Source organism: bacterium SCSIO 12844 (assembly GCA_024397935.1).
Lineage (GTDB): Bacteria > Pseudomonadota > Gammaproteobacteria > Francisellales > Francisellaceae > M0027.
Map to the genome: position 1 here is coordinate 1,747,794 of CP073743.1, position 24,545 is coordinate 1,772,338.

1 protein-coding gene (only partly in view) is annotated in these 24,545 nt (G+C 36.7%); it reads right to left on the reverse strand.

Going from position 1 to position 24,545, the window contains the following annotated elements; all coding sequences use genetic code 11:
• Positions 1–24,545: the 3' portion of a tandem-95 repeat protein gene (locus tag KFE69_08225; protein ID UTW41498.1), read on the reverse strand. It continues 15,652 nt past the right edge of the window; the window shows 24,545 of its 40,197 coding nt (coding positions 15,653–40,197); the start codon falls outside the window, past its right edge — the gene reads right to left on this strand; it ends in the stop codon at positions 1–3.

Below are 24,545 nucleotides of genomic sequence, written 5' to 3' on the forward strand. Positions count from 1 at the left end.
TTAGCCTTTACCAAATAACTTTAATAAATACTTTTTAGTTCTTTCAATCTCTAATTGATAAATTAAAGCTTTCTTCTTAGCATCAAGTTGAATAAATTTTTCTTGCTCTGAGTCTGATAATAAAGATTCTTTCAGTGCTGACAAATAACCAGGATTAATAACAGAAATTGAACCAAATTGAAGTATATCATCTCCTATATCACCACTTAACTGCTTAGTTGCTTCTTTCATAAATAATTCAGCAGCTTCTTTATTTTCTTCCAGCAATAATTGATAAACGTTTAAAATAGTCTCTCTATTTGAATTTTCATTATTCAATATTGCTTTAACTACTTCAACTCGATCATTTTTATTTTCGAGGTTTAAAATCATATAGACACTTAAGTTAGAAAGATCTGACTGCTCCATTCCAGCTTGAGCTGCACGACTTAAAATCATATCAACAGACTGGTTTACGTCGTCTAACTTTGAAGAAGCGCTTAAAATTCTTGAAACAATATTTTCTATAATTGGTAGAGACTGATTACTATCTAATGCATGTGTAAAGTCTGTTTGTAATCTTGACATAACACGTGATGGATCTGTATTCCATAAATGATTAAGGTTATTCTCACCTGGCAATAATGCTGCGTATTCTTGTTGATTCAAGCCCTCGTTAGAAAGGTTATTTTTATCTGAACCTATATTAATATTAAAATGTACTTCTTCAGTAAACTTAGACTCTCTTGATAATTCTATTTTTAGAGTAACCTCTCCTTCATAATCTGGGTTAAGCGTAAAAAACATATCATTTTCATTAACATTTGCTTTTAAGTACCATGAACCTTCTTCTACATTTTCACCTGAAACATCAATGCTCATTGCATAATATTGGAATAACGTCATTAAATAAATTTCAGAATCATTTGATACATATATTTTATAAGGGTCAAACTGACTACCTTTACCACTGACGATTTGATCGTTTACACGAATAACAAAATTACTATAAGCATTATTAATTAAACTTAATATATCACCTTCAAACTCTCTAATATCAAATATATCCTCTAGACTACCTTCAAAACCAAAAAAATGATTTAATTGACTATCACCTGCAAAAATATTTTCAACTAGCTCTCTTTCGGGTGTATAAAAATTTAAACTTTGAATAATAATTTTATTGTCATAAACAATATACTTAATTGTACCAATTGTCTCTGGTAATGTTTGCGTATTTTTATTATTGTTTTTATCTATAACAGGTTCATCATCAATAAAATTAACACTAATATTTACTTCACCTACATTAAAACCACCATTACCATCTGATACTGCATAACTAAAGCTATCTAGGCCACTATAATTAACATCCGGTATATATTTAATACTTCCATCTGGGTTGATTGTAACCACACCATGTTTTCCTTGAGTTACATTACTAATAGTTAACGGGTCTCCATCAACATCAAAATCATTAGCTAAAGGATTTATTATAATCACTAAATCTTCATCAGTAAGCACATCATCATCAACTATTACTGGCGCATCATTAATTGGATTAATAACCACCTGAACTGTTGCAGTACTTATACCACCATTACCGTCTGATACAGTATAGCTAAAGCTATCTGAGCCATTATAATTAGCATCTGGTTGATAATTAATCGTATTATCTGGATTAATAGTAACCACACCATGCTCTCCGTGAGTAACATTACTGATAGTTAATGGATCTCCATCAACATCAAAATCATTAGCTAAAGGATTTATTGTAATTACTAAGTCTTCATCAGAAAGTACATTGTCATCAACTATTACTGGTGCATCGTTAATATCACCTACATTAATTGTCATGGTAGCTGCTGAAACTGAATTAGTATCACTATCATTGACAAGAAAATCAAAGCTTGCTGTTTCACCGTTGTCATTATCTGGCGTATAAACTAATAAACCAATATCCGCTGTTAAGATAACCGTATCTGATGTAATTGTTGAACCATTATAGCTTAAATCACCATTACCTGAGATCGTTGAGAAGATAACGGTTATTGACTCTAAACTATCACCCGTATCAACATCACTAAAATTAAATTCGCCGCTACTAAAGGTATGTGCTGTATCTTCATTGGTATTTACACTTGATGCTAATGCTACTGGGGCATCGTTGACATCTGAAACATTAATTGTCATCGTGGCAGCTGTAGCGGAGTTAGTATCACCATCATTAACAAGAAAATCAAAGCTTGCTGTTTCACCGTTGTCATTATCTGGGGTATAAACTAATAAACCAATATCCGCTGTTAAAATGACCGTATCTGATGTAATCGTTGAACCATTATAGCTTAAATCACCATTACCTGAGATCGTTGAGAAGATAACGGTTATTGACTCTAAACTATCACCCGTATCAACATCACTAAAATTAAATTCGACGCTACTGAAAGTATGTGCTGTATCTTCATTGGTATTTACACTTGATGCTAATGCTACTGGGGTATCATTTGTATCACTGACATTAATTGTCATGGTAGCTGCTGAAACTGAATTAGTATCACTATCATTGACAAGAAAATCAAAGCTTGCTGTTTCACCGTTGTCATTATCTGGGGTATAGACTAATAAACCAATATCCGCTGTTAAGATAACCGTATCTGATGTAATCGTTGAACCATTATAGCTTAAATCACCATTACCTGAGATTGTTGAGAAGATTACGGTTATTGACTCTAAACTATCACCCGTATCAACATCACTAAAATTAAATTCGCCGGCACTAAAGGTATGTGCTGTATCTTCATTAGTATTTACACTTGATGCCAACGCTACTGGCGCATCATTTACATCTGAAACATTAATCGTCATTGTGGCAGCTGTAGCTGAGTTAGTATCACTATCATTGACTAGGAAATCAAAGCTTGCTGTTTCACCGTTGTCATTATCTGGCGTATAAACTAATAAACTGATATCAGCTGTTAAGATAACCGTATCTGATGTAATCGTTGAACCATTATAGCTTAAATCACCATTACCTGAGATCGTTGAGAAGATTACGGTTATTGACTCTAAACTATCACCCGTATCAACATCACTAAAATTAAATTCGCCGCTACTAAAGGTATGCGCTGTATCTTCATCGGTATTTACACTTGATGCTAATGCTACTGGGGTATCATTTGTATCACTGACATTAATTGTCATGGTAGCTGCTGAAACTGAATTAGTATCACTATCATTGACAAGAAAATCAAAGCTTGCTGTTTCACCGTTGTCATTATCTGGCGTATAAACTAATAAACCAATATCCGCTGTTAAGATAACCGTATCTGATGTAATCGTTGAACCATTATAGCTTAAATCACCATTACCTGAGATTGTTGAGAAGATTACGGTTATTGACTCTAGTGCATCACCTGTATCAACATCACTAAAATTAAATTCACCGGCACTAAAGGTATGTGCCGTATCCTCATTGGTATTTACACTTGATGCAAGTGCAACTGGGGCATCGTTGACATCTGAAACATTAATTGTCATCGTGGCAGCTGTAGCGGAGTTAGTATCGCCATCATTGACAAGAAAATCAAAGCTTGCTGTTTCACCGTTGTCATTATCTGGGGTATAGACTAATAAACCGATATCCGCTGTTAAGATAACCGTATCTGATGTAATCGTTGAACCATTATAACTTAAATCACCATTACCTGAGATTGTTGAGAAGATTACGGTTATTGACTCTAAACAATCACCCGTATCAACATCACTAAAATTAAATTCGCCGCTACTAAAGGTATGCGCTGTATCTTCATCGGTATTTACACTTGATGCTAATGCTACTGGGGTATCATTTGTATCACTGACATTAATTGTCATGGTAGCTGCTGAAACTGAATTAGTATCACTATCATTGACAAGAAAATCAAAGCTTGCTGTTTCACCGTTGTCATTATCTGGCGTATAAACTAATAAACCAATATCCGCTGTTAAGATAACCGTATCTGATGTAATTGTTGAACCATTATAGCTTAAATCACCATTACCTGAGATTGTTGAGAAGATTACGGTTATTGACTCTAGTGCATCACCTGTATCAACATCACTAAAATTAAATTCACCGGCACTAAAGGTATGTGCCGTATCTTCATCGGTATTTACACTTGATGCTAATGCTACTGGGGTATCATTTGTATCACTGACATTAATTGTCATGGTAGCTGCTGAAACTGAATTAGTATCACTATCATTGACAAGAAAATCAAAGCTTGCTGTTTCACCGTTGTCATTATCTGGCGTATAAACTAATAAACCAATATCCGCTGTTAAGATAACCGTATCTGATGTAATTGTTGAACCATTATAGCTTAAATCACCATTACCTGAGATTGTTGAGAAGATTACGGTTATTGACTCTAGTGCATCACCTGTATCAACATCACTAAAATTAAATTCACCGGCACTAAAGGTATGTGCCGTATCTTCATTGGTATTTACACTTGATGCAAGTGCAACTGGGGCATCGTTGACATCTGAAACATTAATTGTCATCGTGGCAGCTGTAGCGGAGTTAGTATCGCCATCATTGACAAGAAAATCAAAGCTTGCTGTTTCACCGTTGTCATTATCTGGGGTATAGACTAATAAAACGATATCCGCTGTTAAGATAACCGTATCTGATGTAATCGTTGAACCATTATAACTTAAATCACCATTACCTGAGATTGTTGAGAAGATTACGGTTATTGACTCTAAACTATCACCCGTATCAACATCACTAAAATTAAATTCGCCGCTACTAAAGGTATGCGCTGTATCTTCATCGGTATTTACACTTGATGCTAATGTTACTGGGGTATCATTTGTATCACTGACATTAATTGTCATCGTAGCAGCTGTAGCGGAGTTAGTATCACCATCATTGACAAGAAAATCAAAACTTGCTGTTTCACCGTTTTCATTATCTGGCGTATAAACCAATAAACCGATATCAGCTGTTAAGATAACCGTATCTGATGTAATCGTCGAGCCATTATAACTTAAATCACCATTACCTGAGATCGTTGAGAAGATTACGGTTATTGACTCTAAACTATCACCCGTATCAACATCACTAAAATTAAATTCGCCGCTACTAAAGGTATGTGCTGTATCTTCATTAGTATTTACACTTGATGCTAATGCCACTGGCGCATCATTTACATCTGAAACATTAATTGTCATCGTAGCAGCTGTAGCGGAGTTAGTATCGCCATCATTTACTAGAAAATCAAAACTTGCTGTTTCACCGTTGTCATTATCTGGCGTATAAACCAATAAACCGATATCCGCTGTTAAGATAACCGTATCTGATGTAATCGTTGAACCATTATAACTTAAATCACCATTACCTGAGATTGTTGAGAAGATAACGGTTATTGACTCTAAACTATCACCCGTATCGACATCACTAAAATTAAATTCGCCGGCACTAAAGGTATGTGCTGTATCTTCATTAGTATTTACACTTGATGCCAACGCTACTGGCGCATCATTTACATCTGAAACATTAATCGTCATTGTGGCAGCTGTAGCTGAGTTAGTATCACTATCATTGACTAGGAAATCAAAGCTTGCTGTTTCACCGTTGTCATTATCTGGCGTATAAACTAATAAACTGATATCAGCTGTTAAGATAACCGTATCTGATGTAATCGTTGAACCATTATAGCTTAAATCACCATTACCTGAGATCGTTGAGAAGATAACGGTTATTGACTCTAAACTATCACCCGTATCAACATCACTAAAATTAAATTCGCCGCTACTAAAGGTATGCGCTGTATCTTCATCGGTATTTACACTTGATGCTAATGCTACTGGGGTATCATTTGTATCACTGACATTAATTGTCATCGTAGCAGCTGTAGCGGAGTTAGTATCACCATCATTGACAAGAAAATCAAAGCTTGCTGTTTCACCGTTGTCATTATCTGGCGTATAAACTAATAAACCGATATCCGCTGTTAAGATAACCGTATCTGATGTAATCGTTGAACCATTATAACTTAAATCACCATTACCTGAGATTGTTGAGAAGATAACGGTTATTGACTCTAAACTATCACCCGTATCGACATCACTAAAATTAAATTCGCCGCTACTAAAGGTATGTGCTGTATCTTCATTGGTATTTACACTTGATGCTAATGCTACTGGGGTATCATTTGTATCACTGACATTAATCGTCATGGTAGCAGCTGTAGCGGAGTTAGTATCACCATCATTGACAAGAAAATCAAAGCTTGCTGTTTCACCGTTGTCATTATCTGGGGTATAGACTAATAAACCGATATTAGCTGTTAAGATAACCGTATCTGATGTAATCGTCGAGCCATTATAACTTAAATCACCATTACCTGAGATCGTTGAGAAGATTACGGTTATTGACTCTAAACTATCACCCGTATCAACATCACTAAAATTAAATTCGCCGCTACTAAAGGTATGTGCTGTATCTTCATTAGTATTTACACTTGATGCTAATGCCACTGGCGCATCATTTACATCTGAAACATTAATTGTCATCGTAGCAGCTGTAGCGGAGTTAGTATCGCCATCATTTACTAGAAAATCAAAACTTGCTGTTTCACCGTTGTCATTATCTGGCGTATAAACCAATAAACCGATATCCGCTGTTAAGATAACCGTATCTGATGTAATCGTTGAACCATTATAACTTAAATCACCATTACCTGAGATTGTTGAGAAGATAACGGTTATTGACTCTAAACTATCACCCGTATCGACATCACTAAAATTAAATTCGCCGGCACTAAAGGTATGTGCTGTATCTTCATTAGTATTTACACTTGATGCCAACGCTACTGGCGCATCATTTACATCTGAAACATTAATCGTCATTGTGGCAGCTGTAGCTGAGTTAGTATCACTATCATTGACTAGGAAATCAAAGCTTGCTGTTTCACCGTTGTCATTATCTGGGGTATAGACTAATAAACCGATATTAGCTGTTAAGATAACCGTATCTGATGTAATCGTCGAGCCATTATAACTTAAATCACCATTACCTGAGATCGTTGAGAAGATTACGGTTATTGACTCTAAACTATCACCCGTATCAACATCACTAAAATTAAATTCGCCGCTACTAAAGGTATGTGCTGTATCTTCATTAGTATTTACACTTGATGCTAATGCCACTGGCGCATCATTTACATCTGAAACATTAATTGTCATCGTAGCAGCTGTAGCGGAGTTAGTATCGCCATCATTTACTAGAAAATCAAAACTTGCTGTTTCACCGTTGTCATTATCTGGCGTATAAACCAATAAACCGATATCCGCTGTTAAGATAACCGTATCTGATGTAATCGTTGAACCATTATAACTTAAATCACCATTACCTGAGATTGTTGAGAAGATAACGGTTATTGACTCTAAACTATCACCCGTATCGACATCACTAAAATTAAATTCGCCGGCACTAAAGGTATGTGCTGTATCTTCATTAGTATTTACACTTGATGCCAACGCTACTGGCGCATCATTTACATCTGAAACATTAATCGTCATTGTGGCAGCTGTAGCTGAGTTAGTATCACTATCATTGACTAGGAAATCAAAGCTTGCTGTTTCACCGTTGTCATTATCTGGCGTATAAACTAATAAACCGATATCAGCTGTTAAGATAACCGTATCTGATGTAATCGTCGAGCCATTATAACTTAAATCACCATTACCTGAGATCGTTGAGAAGATTACGGTTATTGACTCTAAACTATCACCCGTATCAACATCACTAAAATTAAATTCGCCGCTACTAAAGGTATGTGCTGTATCTTCATTAGTATTTACACTTGATGCTAATGCCACTGGCGCATCATTTACATCTGAAACATTAATTGTCATCGTAGCAGCTGTAGCGGAGTTAGTATCGCCATCATTTACTAGAAAATCAAAACTTGCTGTTTCACCGTTGTCATTATCTGGCGTATAAACCAATAAACCGATATCAGCTGTTAAGATAACCGTATCTGATGTAATCGTTGAACCATTATAGCTTAAGTCTCCATTACCTGAGATCGTTGAGAAGATAACGGTTATTGACTCTAGCGCATCACCTGTATCAACATCACTAAAATTAAATTCGCCGCTACTAAAGGTATGTGCCGTATCTTCATTGGTATTTACACTTGATGCTAATGCTACTGGGGTATCATTAACGGCTATAATATTAATTGTTGCTGTAATCGTATTGGAGTTACCATCACCATCATTAACTATATAAGTAACTGTACGTGGGGTTGTATCTGAACTATCTGAAGTATTTTCATAAGTTATGCCAGCAAAAAATGTTTCATAAGCTGACAAACTGCTACTACCGCTTAAAGTCAAAGTTCCTGCAATCGAAGCATCAACTGTAATACCTGCTACTGCACTATAACTGATGATATCTTCTGTCGCCATGAAATTAGTCATTGTTACTATTGCACTTTCTATATTCGTATCGTCAACATCAGTAATTAAGAAATTATTATATATAACTGTTGCTGGATCATTTTCCAAATAAGTAAGTGTTACAACTACGGAAGTTAAATCATAAGCTCTAACATGACCACTATTACTACCATTATCATCATTTCTAGTAGCCCCTGTCACAAGCACATTTCCATTAGAGCTTAGTGCTACATTTTGAAGTCTATCTCCAGCGGCTTCACCGATTATATCAGAACCAACAAGTTGCCAATCACTTATTGCTTCATTCCAATCATAAATATTAACTGAACCAGCATTACTACCACCAGCATCATTTCCTCCCGCACTAATCACCAAGCGCTGACCATCGGAACTGATCGATAAACCGCCTCCAAAACTATCACCTGCCGCAATACCAATGAGATCAGAACCTGTTTTTATCCAAGCTATTCCATTCCAATCATACACTTCAACTCGACCGCTATTTGAACCATTGTTATCGGCACCTGGAGCACCAACTGCAACACGATTACCATCAGCACTAATTGAAACTTTTATACCAAAGTTTTCATCACCTATCCCCCCATTAATATCTACACCTCGTTGTACCCAATTAGTTCCATTAAAATCATAAATTTCAACTCTATCATGATCACTACTATTACTATGAGCTCCTATTGCTACTGTCATGCCATCTGCATTCAATGAAACACTATAACCCAAGAAATCCGAATTAAAAACACCATTAATATCTGAACCTAATTGATTCCAATTACTACCATTCCATTGGTAAATTTCAACATAACCACGATCTGATGGATTATTAATAGGTCCTCCAATAGCAATAATCTGGCCATTTGCACTTAAAGAAAGACCTCTTCCAAAATTAGCACTGTTTATACCTTCAAGGTCTGTTCCACGCTGTACCCAAGATGAACCATTCCAATCATAAACTCTAACTTGACCATGGTCTACTCCACTCCCCACACCATCATCATTACGTATTGAGCCAATGGCAACTGTAAAACCATCAGCACTTAAAGATACATTCTCACCACTTAAATCCCCTGGGTCTTCACCATCAATATCAGAACCTAGTTGATTCCAAATTGTTCCATTATGCTGATATACTCTAACATGACCAGAGTCAATTCCATTACCATCGTTAAGACGCGCACCTATTGCTATAATTGTACCATCTTCACTAATAGCAACTGATCCACCTGAAGTATCTTCTGCAGCTTCACCATCAATATCATCACCTAATTGTTGAAAATTAACAAAATGTAGTTCTGGTTCATCATTGCTACCATTAATGTTAATAGTAATATTATGAGTATCAGTTGCACCTTGACTATCAGTAACAGTTACAACATAAGTTAATATTAAAGTCTCAGTTGAAGCTAGATAATCAAAAGCTTCTCCTCCTGAATTAAAAGTCCAAGTAAATGTATCTTCTGTTTCTGTAGCATTAATAAAATTACCACTTGTGACAGTAAGCATTGATAATAAAGTTCCATTAGTTATTTCTGATACATCACCAGATTCAACAACACTTGTAACAGCTACTGAGACTGTATTTGTAAGATCTATATCAGTAGTTGTTAATGTACCCGAAGTAGTTAAACCCGCATCTGTTTCAATTAAAATATCACTATCTATATCGCCTGCTTCAACACTAATTTCTGGTGGATCATTAACTTCTATAATATCAATAAAAACTGTTGCTATATTAGAATTAACATCTCCATCATTAACGATAAAAGTTACCTCTCTAGTGGCTAAGTCTGGAAAGTCTGAACTATTTTCATAAGTAACTGATTCAAAAAAATCTTGATAAGCTGATAAACTTGCTGTTCCATTAGCAATTAATATGCCTGGTGTTAATGTATTAATAGTAATACCACTAGGTGCTGGAGCATTAAAACTTAAAATATCTTCACTAGCATTAAAGTTCGTAATTGTAACTGTTGCACTTTCTAAGTTAACATCATCAATATCTGTAATAGCAAACTCAGAAGATATTACTGTCGCTGGATCATTTTCACTATAAGATAATGTTTTTGTTGTTCTAAATAAGTCATAAATTTTAACATAACTATCTTCTGCTCCAATTGCTACTGTCGTACCATCAGCGCTAATAGCAACTCCTGAGCCATTAAGACCATTGACTATTGTTCCATCAATATCTGGGCTAATCTGAGTCCAAGCTAAGCCATCCCAATCATAAACTCGGGCACTGCCAGTAAAAGAACCATTATCATTATTACTTGGTTCTCCAATTACTACTCGGTTACCATCACCACTTAAAGCAACTGCATTAAAGTCGCCGCTTCGACCAAATGCTACTTCACCATTAATGTCATCACCAAGCTGTACCCATACACCACCTATTAGCTCATAAATACGTACATGACCACTATTTGTACCATTTCCATCATTTGAAGGAGCACCAATCGCTACACGCGTTCCATCAGCACTTAAAGATACACTTTCTCCACTATAATCATCAGCTGCCTCTCCATCAATATCACTTCCTACTTGTACCCAAGCTGTTCCATTCCAATCATATATTCTAACAGTACCACTATTAACACCATTATCATCATTTTGGGGAGAACCTATTGCTACACGAGTACCATCAGCACTTAATGAAACTGAGGTTCCACTAAAATCTCCAGCTTGCCCCTCAATATCACTACCTACTTGAACCCAAGCTGTCCCATTCCAATCATATATTTCTACCTGCCCAGCACGTGAAGTACTACTATCATGATAGTAAGACCCTATTGCTATTCTTGATCCATCTGCACTTAATGAAACTGAATGACCACTTCTACTAGCAATTGATTCACCATCAATATCAGCACCTAATTGAACCCAAGCTGTTCCATTCCAATCATAAATCCGCGCATGGCCAGTACTATGACCAGCAGGACCATCAGCATAAATTGCACCAATGGCAACTCTTGAACCATCAGCACTTAGAGACACTGAATAACCACTATAATCACCAATATCTTCTCCATCAAGATCAGCACCTAATTGAACCCAAGATGAACCATTCCAATCAAATATTCTAGTATGCCCACTAGTACTATCATGTAAATAACCACCAATGGCTACTCGAGTACCATCACTATTAAATGAAATTGCTGTACCAAATCGATCACTACTTTGATCACCATTTATATCAGTCCCCAGTTGTTCAAAACTAACGAAACCTAGTATAGGTGAATCATTTATTGGATTAACAGTTAACGAAGCTATTTCTGTATCTGAACTAAATGCCGTTGTATTTCCATTAGTAGAAACATCAATATCTGTATCACCATCGCTACCTGAAGTTCGATCCCATGCACGATAAATAAGATTACCAGAACTACCATTATAATTTTCATTTGGTAAAAATCTTACTTTATTATTACTATTATCTGCTGCAAGTAAAACTGCAGATAAATCAGATATTCCTGTAATATTAATCCAATTTGAGCCATTATTTATTGAATACTGCCACTGGCCATTGGTATTATCTGCTCCTGTAATAGCTATGCCTTCGACAGCACCACTATCAACATCAGTGATAGTAGAACCGACTAATGATAAAATATTATCACCTGCTGGATTAGTATCATCCTCATTTATATCTGTTAAAACACCATTACCACTAATCAATGGCGCATCATTTACATCTGAAACATTAATTGTCATTGTGGCAGCTGTAGCGGAGTTAGTATCACCATCATTGACAAGAAAATCAAAGCTTGCTGTTTCACCATTATCATTATCTGGCGTATAAACCAATAAACCAATATCTGCTGTTAAGATAACCGTATCTGATGTAATCGTTGAGCCATTATAGCTTAAATCACCATTACCTGAGATCGTTGAGAAGATTACGGTTATTGACTCTAGCGCATCACCTGTATCAACATCACTAAAATTAAATTCGCCGGCACTAAAGGTATGTGCTGTATCTTCATTGGTATTTACACTTGATGCCAACGCCACTGGAGCATCATTGACATCTGAAACATTAATTGTCATTGTAGCAGCTGTAGCTGAGTTAGTATCACCATCATTGACAAGGAAATTAAAACTTGCTGTTTCACCATTTTCATTATCTGGGGTATAGACTAATAAACCGATATCAGCTGTTAAGATAACCGTATCTGAAGTAATCGTTGAGCCATTATAACTTAAATCACCATTACCTGAGATTGTTGAGAAGATTACGGTTATTGACTCTAGCGCATCACCTGTATCAACATCACTAAAATTAAACTCGCCGCTACTAAAGGTATGCGCTGTATCTTCATTGGTATTTACACTTGATGCTAATGCCACTGGGGCATCGTTGACATCTGAAACATTAATCGTCATCGTAGCAGCTGTAGCAGAGTTAGTATCACCATCATTGACAAGAAAATCAAAACTTGCTGTTTCACCGTTGCCATTATCTGGCGTATAAACTAATAAACCGATATCTGCTGTTAAGATAACCGTATCTGATGTAATCGTTGAACCATTATAGCTTAAATCACCATTACCTGAGATCGTTGAGAAAATAACGGTTATTGACTCTAAACTATCACCTGTATCGACATCACTAAAATTAAATTCGCCGCTACTAAAGGTATGTGCTGTATCTTCATTAGTATTCACTGAACTTGCTAATGCCACTGGAGCATCATTTACATCTGAAACATTAATTGTCATTGTGGCTGCTGTAGCGGAGTTAGTATCACCATCATTGACAAGAAAATCAAAGCTTGCTGTTTCACCGTTGTCATTATCTGGGGTATAAACCAATAAACCGATATCAGCTGTTAAGATGACCGTATCTGATGTAATCGTTGAGCCATTATAGCTTAAATCACCATTACCTGAGATCGTTGAGAAGATTACGGTTATTGACTCTAGCGCATCACCTGTATCAACATCACTAAAATTAAACTCGCCGCTACTAAAGGTATGTGCCGTATCTTCATTGGTATTTACACTTGATGCTAATGCTACTGGGGCATCGTTGACGGCTATAATATTAATTGTTGCTGTAATCGTATTGGAGTTACCATCACCATCATTAACGATAAAAGTTACCTCTCTAGTGGCTAAATCTGGAAAGTTTGAACTATTTCCATAAGTAACTGATTCAAAAAAATCTTGATAAGCTGATAAACTTGCTGTTCCATTAGCAATTAATATGCCTGGTGTTAATGTATTAATAGTAATACCACTAGGTGCTGGAGCATTAAAACTTAAAATATCTTCACTAGCATTAAAGTTCGTAATTGTAACTGTTGCACTTTCTATATTCGTATCATCTACATCAGTAATTGAGAATTCACTATAGATAACTGTTGCTGGATCATTTTCAGTATAAGCTAAGCTTTCTGCTGTTGAAGTTAACTGATAAACTCTTACATGGCCACTATCTGAACCACTTCCATCATTACCAATAGCACCTGTTGCCAGAAAATTACCATCACTGCTTAGTGCTACCTGTGATAGTGAGTCTCCAGATGCCTCCCCTAATATTGCAGAGCTAACGAGATCCCAACTACTGGTTGTTGTCTTCCAGTCATAAATATACACTTCACCACCAGCACCTGCTCCAGCTGCACCAATTGCTAAGCGCTGACCATCTGCACTTAATGACAAACCTACACCAAAATTATCACCTGCTGCACCAATTAGGTTAGAGCCTGCTTGAATCCAAGCTGTTCCATTCCAATCATAAACTTCAACACGACCACTATCTACTCCATTATCATCTGAAATATTTGCACCAATAGCAACTCGATCACCATCTGAACTAAGTTCAAGATCAATACTAAAGTTTTCATCACCTGTGCCACCGAGAAGATCGGTGCCTTTCTGAACCCACGATGTACCATTGAAGGTATAAATTTCTACCCTATCATTAGTGTTACTTCCCGAAGCATGAGCACCAACCGCAACTGTTATCCCATCTGAGCTTAATGCAATTGTATTACCCAATCGATCCTGAGTAGCCACTCCATTTATATCAGCCCCCAATTGACTCCAAGCTATGCCATCCCATTGATAAATTTGAGCATAACCTATATCTGTTGAACCAGGAAGCGGTGAACCAATTGCAATAATTTGCCCATTGGCACTTAGCGAAACATCTCTACCAAAGTCATCACCTGCTGAACCTCCATCAATATCTAAGCCTCGTTGCATCCAATTAGTTCCATCATAATCATAAATGCGAACATGCCCTGAATTATTACCTCCACCGTCATTATTCTGCGCACCAATTGCAACCGTTAAGCCATCATCACTTAAGTCTATACTTTCACCACTTTGATCACCTAATGCTTCACCATCAATATTACTACCTAATTGATTCCATGTTGTTCCATCCCATTGATAAACTCTGACATGTCCTCTATCACTATCGTGATCACGCGAGCCAGCTGCTATAATTGTACCATCTGAGCTAGTTGCAACTGATCGGCCAAAAAGATCACCTGCCGCTTCTCCATCAAGATCATTACCTAGTTGTTCAAAATTAACGAAACCTAGTATAGGTGAATCATTTATTGGATTAACAGTTAACGAAGCTATCTCTGTATCTAAACTAAATGCCGTTGTATTTCCATTAGTAGAAACATCAATATCTGTATCACCATCGCTACCTGAAGTTCGATCCCATGCACGATAAATAAGATTACCAGAACTACCATTATAATTTTCATTTGGTAAAAATCTTACTTTATTATTACTATTATCTGCTGCAAGTAAAACTGCAGATAAATCAGATATTCCTGTAATATTAATCCAATTTGAGCCATTATTTATTGAATACTGCCACTGGCCATTGGTATTATCTGCTCCTGTAATAGCTATGCCTTCGACAGCACCATTATCAACATCAGTGATAGTAGAACCGACTAATGATAAAATATTATCACCTGCTGGATTAGTATCATCCTCATTTATATCTGTTAAAACACCATTACCACTAATCAATGGCGCATCATTTACATCTGAAACATTAATTGTCATTGTGGCAGCTGTAGCGGAGTTAGTATCACCATCATTGACAAGAAAATCAAAGCTTGCTGTTTCACCGTTGTCATTATCTGGGGTATAGACTAATAAACCGATATCAGCTGTTAAAATGACCGTATCTGATGTAATCGTTGAACCATTATAGCTTAAGTCTCCATTAGCTGAGATTGTTGAGAAGATTACGGTTATTGACTCTAGTGCATCACCTGTATCAACATCACTAAAATTAAACTCACCGGCACTAAAGGTATGTGCTGTATCTTCATTGGTATTTACACTTGATGCTAATGCTACTGGAGCATCATTGACATCTGAAACATTAATTGTCATCGTGGCAGCTGTAGCAGAGTTAGTATCACCATCATTGACAAGAAAATCAAAGCTTGCTGTTTCACCGTTGTCATTATCTGGCGTATAAACCAATAAACCGATATCAGCTGTTAAGATGACCGTATCTGATGTAATCGTTGAGCCATTATAGTTTAAATCACCATTACCTGAGATCGTTGAGAAGATAACGGTTATTGATTCTAAACTGTCACCTGTATCAACATCACTAAAATTAAATTCGCCGCTACTGAAAGTATGTGCTGTATCTTCATTAGTATTTACACTTGATGCTAATGCTACTGGGGCATCATTTATATCTGAAACATTAATTGTCATTGTGGCAGCTGTAGCAGAGTTAGTATCACCATCATTGACAAGAAAATCAAAGCTTGCTGTTTCACCATTTTCATTATCTGGGGTATAGACTAATAAACCGATATCAGCTGTTAAAATGACCGTATCTGATGTAATCGTTGAGCCATTATAGCTTAAATCACCATTACCTGAGATCGTTGAAAAGATAACGGTTATTGACTCTAGCGCATCACCTGTATCAACATCACTAAAATTAAATTCGCCGCTACTGAAAGTATGTGCCGTATCTTCATTGGTATTTACACTTGATGCTAATGCTACTGGCGCATCATTTACATCTGAAACATTAATTGTCATCGTGGCAGCTATAGCGGAGTTAGTATCACCATCATTGACAAGAAAATCAAAGCTTGCTGTTTCACCGTTGTCATTATCTGGGGTATAGACTAATAAACCAATATCCGCTGTTAAGATGACTGTATCTGATGTAATCGTTGAGCCATTATAGCTTAAGTCTCCATTACCTGAGATCGTTGAGAAGATTACGGTTATTGACTCTAGCGCATCACCTGTATCAACATCACTAAAATTAAATTCACCGGCACTAAAGGTATGTGCTGTATCTTCATTGGTATTTACACTTGATGCAAATGCAACTGGTGCATCGTTGACATCTGAAACATTAATCGTCATCGTAGCAGCTGTAGCGGAGTTAGTATCACCATCATTGACAAGAAAATCAAAGCTTGCTGTTTCACCGTTGTCATTATCTGGGGTATAAACCAATAAACCGATATCTGCTGTTAAGATAACCGTATCTGATGTAATCGTTGAACCATTATAGCTTAAGTCTCCATTAGCTGAGATCGTTGAGAAGATTACGGTTATTGATTCTAGCGCATCACCTGTATCAACATCACTAAAATTAAACTCACCGGCACTAAAGGTATGTGCTGTATCTTCATTGGTATTTACACTTGATGCTAATGCCACTGGCGCATCATTGACATCTGAAACATTAATTGTCATTGTGGCAGCTGTAGCAGAGTTAGTATCGCCATCATTGACAAGAAAATCAAAGCTTGCTGTTTCACCGTTGTCATTATCTGGGGTATAAACCAATAAACCGATATCTGCTGTTAAGATAACCGTATCTGATGTAATCGTTGAGCCATTATAGCTTAAATCACCATTACCTGAGATTGTTGAGAAGATTACGGTTATTGACTCTAGCGCATCACCTGTATCAACATCACTAAAATTAAATTCACCGGCACTAAAGGTATGTGCCGTATCTTCATTGGTATTTACACTTGATGCTAATGCTACTGGGGCATCGTTGACGGCTATAATATTAATTGTTGCTGTAATCGTATTGGAGTTACCATCACCATCATTAACGATAAAAGTTACCTCTCTAGTGGCTAAATCTGGAAAGTCTGAACTATTTTCATAAGTAACTGATTCAAAAAAATCTTGATAAGCTGATAAACTTGCTGTTCCATTAGCAATTAATATGCCTGGTGTTAATGTATTAATAGTAATACCACTAGGTGCTGGAGCATTAAAACTTAAAATATCTTCACTAGCATTAAAGTTCGTAATTGTAACTGTTGCACTTTCTATATTCGTATCATCTACATCAGTAATTAAGAATTCACTATAGATAACTGTTGCTGGATCATTTTCAGTATAAGCTAAGCTTTCTGCTGTTGAAGTTAACTGATAAACTCTTACATGGCCACTATCTGCACCATTTCCATCATTCAATCTTGCACCAGTAACAAGAATATTACCATTAGCACTGAAAGCAACTCGATTTAGTAAATCTCCAGCTGATTCTCCTAATATATCAGACCCAACTGAGTCCCAATCATTCGTTGCTTCATTCCAATCATAAATACTAATTGACCCTGCATTACTGCCACCATCATCATCATTCCATGCTCCAACTGCTAAACGTTGACCATCTGCACTTAGTGATACATTAACTCCAAAATGGTCACCGGCTGAGTCACCAATCAGGTCAGAACCTATCTGCACCCAAGCAGTTCCATTCCAATCATAAACTTCAGCTCGACCACTATCTGTACCGTTATTATCTGCTTCACGAGCGCCGATTGCTAATCTATTGCCATCTGCACTAAATGATAAAGTATAACCAAAGTGTTCATCACCTGAACCACCATTAATATCTGAACCTCTTTGAGTCCAACTTATGCCATTCCAGTCATACACTTCAACATGATCAGTCGCATCAGGAGCTCCAATAGCAACAGTTTTTCCATTTGAACTCAACTCAACATTAAACCCTAAATGATCACCATTAAAGCCAGTAATATTTGAACCCAATTGACTCCAGGTTATTCCATCCCACTGATAAATTTGAGCATATCCATCATTACTAGCTCCTCCAATTGAAGCACCAATTGCAACAATTTGACCATTGGCACTTAAAGAAACATCCCGACCTAACAGATCATCAGCACTTGCACCATCAATATCTAATCCTCGTTGTACCCAATTAGTACCAATATAATCATAAACTCTTACATGACCACTTCTATTACCTCCACCATCATTATTATGTGCACCAATTGCAACCGTTAAGCCGTCATCACTTAAATCTATACTTTCACCACTTTGATCACCTGATGCTTCACCATCAATATCTGAACCTAGTTGATTCCACGTAGTTCCATCCCATTGATAGATCCTAGCATGGCCACTATTTGCGCCATTACCATCATTATTACGCCCACCAACTGCAATGATCGTAGCATCTGCACTAGCTGCAACTGAACGACCAAACCAATCACCTGCTGCTTCTCCATCAAGATCATTACCTAGTTGTTCAAAATTAACGAAACCTAGTATAGGTAAATCATTTATTGGATTAACAGTTAACGAAGCTATTTCTGTATCTGAACTAAATGCCGTTGTATTTCCATTAGTAGAAACATCAATATCTGTATCACCATCGCTACCTGAAGTTCGATCCCATGCACGATAAATAAGATTACCAGAACTACCATTATAATTTTCATTTGGTAAAAATCTTACTTTATTATTACTATTATCTGCTGCAAGTAAAACTGCAGATAAATCAGATATTCCTGTAATATTAATCCAATTTGAGCCATTATTTATTGAATACTGCCACTGGCCATTGGTATTATCTGCTCCTGTAATAGCTATGCCTTCGACAGCACCATTATCAACATCAGTGATAGTAGAACCGACTAATGATAAAATATTATCACCTGCTGGATTAGTATCATCCTCATTTATATCTGTTAAAACACCATTACCACTAATCAATGGCGCATCATTTACATCTGAAACATTAATTGTCATCGTGGCAGCTGTAGCGGAGTTAGTATCACCATCATTGACAAGGAAATCAAAACTTGCTGTTTCACCATTATCATTATCTGGGGTATAGACTAATAAACCGATATCAGCTGTTAAAATGACCGTATCTGATGTAATCGTTGAACCATTATAGCTTAAGTCTCCATTACCTGAGATTGTTGAGAAGATTACGGTTATTGACTCTAGTGCATCACCTGTATCAACATCACTAAAATTAAACTCACCGGCACTAAAGGTATGTGCTGTATCTTCATTGGTATTTACACTTGATGCTAATGCTACTGGAGCATCATTTACATCTGAAACATTAATTGTCATCGTGGCAGCTGTAGCAGAGTTAGTATCACCATCATTGACAAGAAAATCAAAGCTTGCTGTTTCACCGTTGTCATTATCTGGCGTATAAACCAATAAACCGATATCAGCTGTTAAGATGACCGTATCTGATGTAATCGTTGAGCCATTATAGTTTAAATCACCATTACCTGAGATCGTTGAGAAGATAACGGTTATTGATTCTAAACTGTCACCTGTATCAACATCACTAAAATTAAATTCGCCGCTACTGAAAGTATGTGCTGTATCTTCATTAGTATTTACACTTGATGCTAATGCTACTGGGGCATCATTTATATCTGAAACATTAATTGTCATTGTGGCAGCTGTAGCAGAGTTAGTATCACCATCATTGACAAGAAAATCAAAGCTTGCTGTTTCACCATTTTCATTATCTGGGGTATAGACTAATAAACCGATATCAGCTGTTAAAATGACCGTATCTGATGTAATCGTTGAACCATTATAGCTTAAATCACCATTACCTGAGATTGTTGAGAAGATTACGGTTATTGACTCTAAACTATCACCCGTATCAACATCACTAAAATTAAATTCACCAGCACTAAAGGTATGCGCTGTATCTTCATTGGTATTTACACTTGATGCAAGTGCAACTGGGGCATCATTTATATCTGAAACATTAATTGTCATCGTGGCTGCTGTAGCGGAGTTAGTATCGCCATCATTGACAAGAAAATCAAAGCTTGCTGTTTCACCGTTGTCATTATCTGGGGTATAGACTAATAAACCAATATCCGCTGTTAAGATAACCGTATCTGATGTAATCGTTGAGCCATTATAGCTTAAATCACCATTACCTGAGATCGTTGAGAAGATTACGGTTATTGACTCTAAACTATCACCTGTATCAACATCACTAAAATTAAATTCGCCGCTACTAAAGGTATGCGCTGTATCTTCATCAGTATTCACTGAACTTGCTAATGCCACTGGGGCATCGTTGACATCTGAAACATTAATCGTCATCGTAGCAGCTGTAGCGGAGTTAGTATCACCATCATTGACAAGAAAATCAAAGCTTGCTGTTTCACCGTTGTCATTATCTGGGGTATAGACTAATAAACCGATATCAGCTGTTAAGATAACTGTATCTGATGTAATCGTTGAACCATTATAGCTTAAATCACCATTACCTGAGATTGTTGAGAAGATTACGGTTATTGACTCTAAACTATCACCTGTATCAACATCACTAAAATTAAATTCGCCGCTACTGAAAGTATGTGCCGTATCTTCATTGGTATTTACACTTGATGCTAATGCTACTGGGGCATTATTGACATCTGAAACATTAATTGTCATTGTGGCTGCTGTAGCAGAGTTAGTATCACCATCATTTACTAGAAAATCAAAACTTGCCGTTTCACCATTTTCATTATCTGGGGTATAGACTAATAAACCGATATCAGCTGTTAAAATGACCGTATCTGATGTAATCGTTGAACCATTATAGCTTAAGTCTCCATTACCTGAGATCGTTGAGAAGATTACGGTTATTGACTCTAAACTATCACCTGTATCAACATCACTAAAATTAAATTCGCCGCTATTAAAGGTATGTGCTGTATCTTCATTGGTATTTACACTTGATGCTAATGCCACTGGGGCATCGTTGACATCTGAAACATTAATTGTCATTGTGGCTGCTGTAGCAGAGTTAGTATCACCATCATTTACTAGAAAATCAAAACTTGCCGTTTCACCATTTTCATTATCTGGGGTATAGACTAACAAACCGATATCCGCTGTTAAGATAACCGTATCTGATGTAATCGTTGAGCCATTATAGCTTAAATCACCATTACCTGAGATAGTTGAGAAGATTACGGTTATTGACTCTAGCGCATCACCTGTATCAACATCACTAAAATTAAATTCGCCGCTACTGAAAGTATGTGCTGTATCTTCATTAGTATTTACACTTGATGCTAATGCCACTGGGGCATCGTTGACATCTGAAACATTAATCGTCATCGTAGCAGCTGTAGCGGAGTTAGTATCACCATCATTTACTAGAAAATCAAAACTTGCTGTTTCACCATTTTCATTATCTGGGGTATAGACTAATAAACCGATATCAGCTGTTAAAATGACCGTATCTGATGTAATCGTTGAACCATTATAGCTTAAGTCTCCATTACCTGAGATCGTTGAGAAGATAACGGTTATTGACTCTAAACTATCACCTGTATCAACATCACTAAAATTAAATTCGCCGCTACTAAAGGTATGTGCCGTATCTTCATTGGTATTTACACTTGATGCTAATGCCACTGGCGCATCATTTACATCTGAAACATTAATCGTCATGGTAGTTGCTGTAGCGGAGTTAGTATCACCATCATTGACAAGGAAATCAAAACTTACCGTTTCACCATTGTCATTATCTGGGGTATAGACTAATAAACCGATATCAGCTGTTAAAATGACCGTATCTGATGTAATCGTTGAACCATTATAGCTTAAGTCTCCATTACCTGAGATCGTTGAGAAGATTACGGTTATTGACTCTAAACTATCACCTGTATCAACATCACTAAAATTAAATTCGCCGCTACTGAAAGTATGTGCTGTATCTTCATTGGTATTTACACTTGATGCTAATGCCACTGGGGCATCGTTGACATCTGAAACATTAATCGTCATCGTAGCAGCTGTAGCGGAGTTAGTATCGCCATCATTGACAAGAAAATCAAAGCTTGCTGTTTCACCGTTTTCATTATCTGGCGTATAGACTAATAAACCGATATTAGCTGTTAAAATGACCGTATCTGATGTAATCGTTGAGCCATTATAGCTTAAGTCTCCATTACCTGAGATTGTTGAGAAGATTACGGTTATTGACTCTAGCGCATCACCTGTATCAACATCACTAAAATTAAATTCGCCGCTACTGAAAGTATGTGCTGTATCTTCATTGGTATTTACACTTGATGCCAACGCCACTGGGGCATCGTTGACATCTGAAATATTAATTGTCATCGTGGCAGCTGTAGCGGAGTTAGTATCACCATCATTGACAAGAAAATCAAAGCTTGCTGTTTCACCATTATCATTATCTGGGGTATAGACTAATAAACCGATATCAGCTGTTAAAATGACCGTATCTGATGTAATCGTTGAGCCATTATAGCTTAAATCACCATTACCTGAGATCGTTGAGAAGATAACCGTAATCGATTCTAATGCATCACCCGTATCGAAATCACTAAAGTTAAATTCGCCGCTACTAAAGGTATGTGCTGTATCTTCATTGGTATTTACACTTGATGCTAATGCTACTGGGGCATTATTGACAGCTGTAATATTAATTGTTGCTATAATTACATTTGAATTACCATTGCCATCATTAACTACATACGTAACTGTGCGTGGTGTTGTATCTGGACTATCTGAACTATTTTCATAAGTTATGCCAGCAAAAAATGTTTCATAAGCTGACAAACTGTTACTACCGCTTAAAGTCAAAGTTCCTGCAACTGAATCATCAACTATGATACCTGCTACTGCACTATAACTGATGATATCTTCTGCTACCATAAAATTAGTCATTGTTACTATTGCACTTTCTATATTTGTATCATCAACATCAGTAATTAGGAAATTATTATATATAACTGTTGCTGGGTCATTCTCTGTATAGATTAACGTTTCTGCAGTTAAAGTTAATTCATGGTAAACTCGAACATGGCCACTACCAGCGCCATTTCCATCATTCTCAAGAGCTCCAGTGGCAATCACATTACCATCATTGCTAAGTGCTACCCTACGCAACTGGTCTCCAGCTGCTTCACCTAAAATGGTAGTAACAAGGTTCCATTCACTTGTTATTTCATTCCAGTCATAAATATTAATTTGACCTGAATCAGTTGAAGCTCCAACCCCTAAACGTTGACCGTCTGCACTGATATTAACATCACTAGCAAAACCTCCTACTGAGCTATCTGTTATATTAGACCCTGCTTGAACCCAAGTAGTACCATTAAAGTCATAAACACGAGCTTGTCCACTGGCTGATACAATAATTCGGTTACCGTCTGCACTGATTTTAACATCTCTACCAAAATCAATATCTCCAGTACCAGGATCAATATCTGAACCTTTTTGTACCCAAGTTGAACCATTGTAAGTATAAACCTCAACTCGATCATTTGTATTTGCAGCTCTATCAGTAGGTGCTCCAATAGCAACAGTCATTCCATCTGAACTTAATGAAACACTATAACCAAAACTATCATCTGCAGCCGACCCACTAATATCTGAACCTAACTGCTGCCAAGAGCTACCATTCCATTCATAAATTTGAGTATAACCAGTTTGCGGACTTAATATTTCAAATGCACCAACTGCAACAATTTGACCATTTGCACTTAAAGAAACAGAACGGCCTAAGCGGTCATTTAAGCCTGCACCATCAATATCTGAACCTCGTTGTACCCAATTTGTACCATTATAATCATAAATTCTTGCATGACCGCTTCTATTACCACCTCCATCATTTTGATGTCCCCCAATTACAACTGTTAAACCATCATCACTTAAATCAACTGATTGACCACTTTTATCACCTGCTGCTTCCCCATCTATATCATTTCCTAACTGATTCCATGCTGTACCATTCCATTGATAAACTCTAACATGACCTGCATTACTACCATTAGCATCATTAT